The 4,864-nt window shown below is 40.6% G+C and carries 5 protein-coding genes and 1 tRNA gene; 2 read left to right on the top strand and 4 right to left on the bottom strand.

Going from position 1 to position 4,864, the window contains the following annotated elements; all coding sequences use genetic code 11:
- Positions 1–214: 214 nt before the first annotated feature.
- Together QZ488_RS21115 and QZ488_RS21110 are read left to right on the top strand one after the other, a co-directional pair.
- The gene (locus QZ488_RS21115; RefSeq protein WP_293752475.1) at positions 215–523 is read left to right on the top strand and encodes a hypothetical protein; all 309 of its coding nucleotides are present in this window, start codon (positions 215–217) and stop codon (positions 521–523) included.
- A gap of 69 nt (positions 524–592) precedes the next feature.
- A complete protein-coding gene (locus QZ488_RS21110; RefSeq protein WP_293752473.1) occupies positions 593–736 on the top strand; it encodes a hypothetical protein in 144 nt (47 codons plus the stop codon).
- Between the two features lie 287 nt (positions 737–1,023).
- Here QZ488_RS21110 and QZ488_RS21105 read toward each other — a convergent pair.
- The 4 genes from QZ488_RS21105 to QZ488_RS21090 all read right to left on the bottom strand — a co-directional run.
- Positions 1,024–1,100 (bottom strand) — tRNA-Arg (locus QZ488_RS21105).
- Positions 1,101–1,552: 452 nt separating this feature from the next.
- Complete coding sequence (locus QZ488_RS21100; RefSeq protein WP_293752471.1) at positions 1,553–2,542, bottom strand: 3',5'-cyclic-nucleotide phosphodiesterase; 990 nt, start codon at positions 2,540–2,542, stop codon at positions 1,553–1,555.
- Between the two features lie 48 nt (positions 2,543–2,590).
- On the bottom strand, positions 2,591–3,778 hold the full coding sequence (locus QZ488_RS21095; RefSeq protein WP_293752477.1) for a heme biosynthesis HemY N-terminal domain-containing protein: 1,188 nt from the start codon (positions 3,776–3,778) through the stop codon (positions 2,591–2,593).
- A 2-nt stretch (positions 3,779–3,780) separates the two neighbouring features.
- The coding region (locus QZ488_RS21090) for a uroporphyrinogen-III C-methyltransferase (RefSeq protein WP_293752469.1) at positions 3,781–4,864 on the bottom strand (1,084 nt) is incomplete at its 5' end.

The raw sequence follows: 4,864 nt of genomic DNA, 5'->3' as shown, positions 1-4,864 counted from the left end.
ACATCAGGAACGGAATAGCCTTTTTCAACCACTTGGCGAACGGCTTCTTGTTTAAATTCATCGGGATATTTTTTATTTATAACACTTTTTACCTTACTTCGGTTTCTAAGTAAAAAGTGTCTACAGATTTAGGGGAAGATCATCTGAAACATTGTTTTCCGATAAGAAAGGTACGGGAAATCTTATTAACCACGACTGGTCCTCAATTGAATATATGATTGAAGTATTTAACCTCTGGTTTAAAAAAGGTGTCAAGGTTTCAACTTATATGGATGTTCATGAAGACAAAGCCTCTATATCTCATAGAAGAGAGCTGCTCTTGTCATTTAAAAATGGGAATAAATACAGTGTGGGATTTGATCAGGGAGTTGGTTATTGGAACCATGACCTAGGTTGGAATAAGCATTATTTTGACTTTAAAGATGTTAATACTCAATTAAGTCAATTGTTTACGGCATGGGACAAGGGTAGGGTTAAAAACGGATATGAGTGGAAAACTGTACTTTATGTAAATAAGGTCTGAGTTGACTTGTATCGAGATTCGGCGAATTTAAAAGACAAATATCGAAAATATTTTAAGTTTGGATAACACATGATTGAACCAAAGTTTTTACGTCGAACCATTAGGCTATTACGAGCAATACAATTGTTGCATAAACAAGGTTATGAGCAGTTAGGTTGTACGTTCACCGCTAGGGAAAATATAGAAAGTTGGACCTTAGCTATTTGTCATTAGAGCAATTTAATTATCGATGATAAACATTGTGTTGTCACTATGATTAATGAACGTGAAAATTTTTATATTCACCAACTTGGCACAGAAGGTCAATGGACTTCTCAACTTTCAATAGACATTCTGTTGTTCCAAAAAATATGCTTCTTCGAATTTGACAGGTGATACGACGCCTGTATGCGAATGACACTTTTTCGGAAAGCCCAATAGGACTTTGGTCACGGTGAGGTCACGGGCTGTATTTGAAGGACATTTTAGTCACGGGGAGCAACGGGCAATTTTGAAGTAAATGGCGCACCCGACAGGATTCGAACCTGTGACCTCGGCCTCCGGAGGGCCGCGCTCTATCCAGCTGAGCTACGGGTGCATCGCTATTTTTACTCTTTTTCTCATCGGTCAGACTTTGTGTCTTTGACCTTAACCCTCAACTTCCGTTTTGCCCTATGTCCGTTACCTCCGGAGGGCCGCGCTCTATGCAGCTGAGCTACGGGTGCGTGGTGATTTTTACACTTTACATTTTTTCTGGTCGAGCTTTACGCTTTTGACCTTTACCCTCAACTTCCATTTTGCCCTATGTCCGTTACCTCCGGAGGGCGACGCTCTATCCAGCTGAGCTACGGGTGCTTTTTGCAAAGTATTCGCTTGATTAAGCGAGCGGTGATTCTAATGAAAAACCGTATCTTTTCCACTGTTATTTGTTATTCGTTACATTTGAACGTGTTTAGACACACGACTTTCCAAAAGCGTGACGAGTTCGGACTGAGTTTTTTGATAATTGCCAGTTACTCAAACAGACCAATCGTATACTTTTACCCATGGCTACAAAACAATGCGCTGCCCTTGTGTGGCGATAATAAAGTTAAAGCCAAGCTTATTCAGTTGTTCTAATTGCTGTTTGATTTTCACTTTAGGATCAACCGTATTTTTTAAGCTGTATTTCATATGACTTATGACAATTTGCATATCTTTGAATGCTTTTTTGTTGTCCAACAAAGCATGAAAGTGGGTTAGTTCAGACATTAACCATTTTGGAGTGAGATGACCAAACAACAGATTGTCAGGTTGTTGATTGGCGTAGGAGACTTCTATGACCACACCTCTCAGTGTTTTGGTTTGCATTTGTTTGGCGAGATATTGCCATATGGCAGATAACTTTCCTTGTTTCTCAACTTCGTCAGGGCCTGTGTCGCCAAAATATACAAACATATTATCTTTATATTCAATCACAAAAGCAGTGGACTCTCCGGGGTGACTCAGGCTGAAAGCGGTGACGCTCAATTGCGTATCTTTTAGGTTCATGGCTTGTTGGGGGATTAAGTCTATCACTTGGTATTTTTTCAAAAGAGGAGGTAAACCTCGGTCAGTAAAATTCGCCCAGGCTTGCCAATTGAAGTAGGTATCACTCATCGTCTGATTAACGGATTTTAACGCATAGATAGGTTTGTTATTGTCATCTGGTGAAGCAATCAACAGTCCAGCCACGTGGTCGAGATGGCCATGACTAATCAAATAACCTTTAATGTGGTGATGCAAAATATTACCTGTTGAAGATAAGGTGTTATCTATCTTTACTGGCAAGTGTTTAAACGCTTTGTTGGACTGGGCTACGTTGATACCATTAACTAAGGTGCCGGCGTCTAGGGCAATATAATGAGGTTCTGATATAACCCGCAGTAAAAAAGCACTGAGATTACCGTCTTCAATACCACCCGTATCACCTAAGGTTATTAGCTCAAATACGGGGGCTGTTGCAGATTGCGCTGAATGTAATTGACTCGAAAGAAACAACAAACATATCACTAGGTTCATTTGTTTCATCAATGACTTCGCTAAAGGCAATTGATTTAGCCGCAACCATTAAGCCTTAAGTTGGACATGAGTTGTGCCCATACTTTGTTTGTATAACAACAATGCGTGCTGTGAGTCGTTTTGTGATTCTTTTATCTCTGCCATCAAGACTAAATCTTCCTTGCGACTTGCTAATTTAATCGCTTTAGCTAAGGCTTTTTCTGCTAATTGTTTGTCGTTTGCGTTAAACGCGATATGGCCTAAAGTAGATAGCAGTTCGACATTCAGATCATCTTTTTTAATCCAACTCTCAAGTTTTTTGATAGCCCCTGCTGGATTAGGTAATTTTATTTGTTTAAACAAGGGTAGCAGTAAGGGTTGAGGCGAAGACGCTTGATACTCAACTAATGCGTGTTCTGCATCTGCGTGCATACCTTGGTCGATTAGCTGCTGAATATAAGCCGCTTGTTGAGCTGGATCTTTACGTGTAGATCTAGGTAATGATTGCCAATTTTGTTTTAGTTGACTGGCTCCTTCCTTACTTGCGATTTCAGCAAAGTTACCTTTTGATGCCTGTAGCATTAAGGGTTCGTAATCATTGCCTAGTGCTTTTTTCCAACCTTTTAACTTGTCTTTTAATTCTTGCCAATGACCTGCTTGGCCTAATGCTTGTGCCCACAGTTTTAGCACCGGTGTTTGAGCTTGTTGCTTTTCACTTAGGTTTTGAATCAGTCTAAGGGCTTCATCTGACCGATTATGCTGCAGGGCATCACGAATTAAACATAGAGTAGCGGCCAGTGCAGACTTTTCGAAACTGGCAGCCATACGCCAATAATTTTTAGCGCCTTCTGGTTGGCCCAACTGCATTTCAGCTTCAGCTGCAGCTAACAAATTGATCCCATCAAAATCTTCATTTTCGATTTTATGCAGCTGTTCTCTGGCAATCAGATAATTAGTTTCAGCTAAAGCCAGTAAACCAGCGGTAAAGGCTTTTTGTTTTTTACGACTGCCCCAATTACCTAACCAGTTCTTCGAGCCAGAAGCAGCGGCTAAAGAGGATTTAACCAATAAATTAATCAACATTAAGCCAACAAAAATAGCAATCAACGATAGACAAAGCGACCAGACATTCATCTCCACTACCCAGCCGTTGAATTCGACCATCACGTAACCACTATCATCAAACATCATCGCGGCAATCACCACGCTAATAAGCAGGATAACCAACACCAGAAAAATTCTAATTAGTTGACTCATCATTAGTTGCTTCCGTTCACAAAACGACTATTGAGGCGTTGTTCGATTATGTCTTTTAGTAAGGGAGCAACACCAAATTGATCAGGGTAGTTCTTTTCAAAATCGGTTTTTTGCAGCTTGTTTAAACTGTCGGTGAACTGAACTACCGCTTCTTTTTCAGTATCGAAAGACTCAATTAATACACTAAGTGCTGTTTCTACAGACTGTTGGTACAGGCTTGTGTTTTCTTGTAATACGGCAACTTGTGCTTGTAACAAGGCAAACTTAAGTTGTTCTTTGGCTAACCATTGTTGCTGGTCAGACATAAAAGGTTTTATTTCAGTGGTTACCTTTTTAATACTAAAAAAATGTTTAGTTGCTTCCCGCCAATTTCGGGCTAGATTTGCGCGCCAATCATCAATAGATTCTGTGACGCTATCATCAATGACCTCGGCTTCAGGCTTTTCAAAAAAAGCTAAGGGCAAACTATCTACGTGTTTATTTAAGGCTCCTAAAGCAATTGCAATAGAGCTAATTGAAATTTGATTAAGTTGCTGTAAAGCCAATAAATCCTCAGCTAGATTAGTTCGTAAAGGCAACAAACTTGGATCGTCTAAATCTTGAATGCGGCTATCAGCTGACTGCAACATCATGATGGCAGTTTTTACATCGTGCTCCAACCAGAGTTTACGTCCTGCTATACGCACTAAGTAATCTGCTTCGGCCAATAACCAATCTGCTGGCCTACGCCCCGATACATCAGCCAAATTACGTTGGTTGGCCTGCACTTGCCCGCTTGTCAGCTGCAGTTGCTCTAGCAAAGTCTGCATATTGCTTTGTAACGCTTGGTTTTGTTGTTGCAACTCACCTTCTGCCAGTTGATTAGCAGCAATGGATTGCGCGATGTCGCTTTGCTGCTTAGCTAAACTAGCTTGTTGTTGCTCGATACTGGTGACTAAGGCGTCGGATTGCTGTTGGTTTTGTGTTTGCCATTGCAACCAAGACCAGTAACCTACACCAATAACAACGGCCAATAAGAGTAAATTGATGATAGTAAAAAACCACAATATGCTGGTTTTTCCTGAGCGAGCTGTGCTGGAGTCATGA

The organism is uncultured Paraglaciecola sp. (assembly GCF_913020055.1).
In the GTDB taxonomy this organism is placed as follows: Bacteria; Pseudomonadota; Gammaproteobacteria; order Enterobacterales; family Alteromonadaceae; genus Paraglaciecola.
This window is presented reverse-complemented; position numbering and strand designations above follow the sequence as displayed.

Bases quoted from the DNA above. Each gene is read 5' to 3' on its own strand.
- QZ488_RS21115 (WP_293752475.1), top strand. From the start codon at position 215: ATGATTGAAGTATTTAACCTCTGGTTTAAAAAAGGTGTCAAGGTTTCA.
- QZ488_RS21100 (WP_293752471.1), bottom strand. From the start codon at position 2,542: ATGAACCTAGTGATATGTTTGTTGTTTCTTTCGAGTCAATTACATTCA.
- QZ488_RS21110 (WP_293752473.1), top strand. From the start codon at position 593: ATGATTGAACCAAAGTTTTTACGTCGAACCATTAGGCTATTACGAGCA.
- QZ488_RS21095 (WP_293752477.1), bottom strand. From the start codon at position 3,778: ATGAGTCAACTAATTAGAATTTTTCTGGTGTTGGTTATCCTGCTTATT.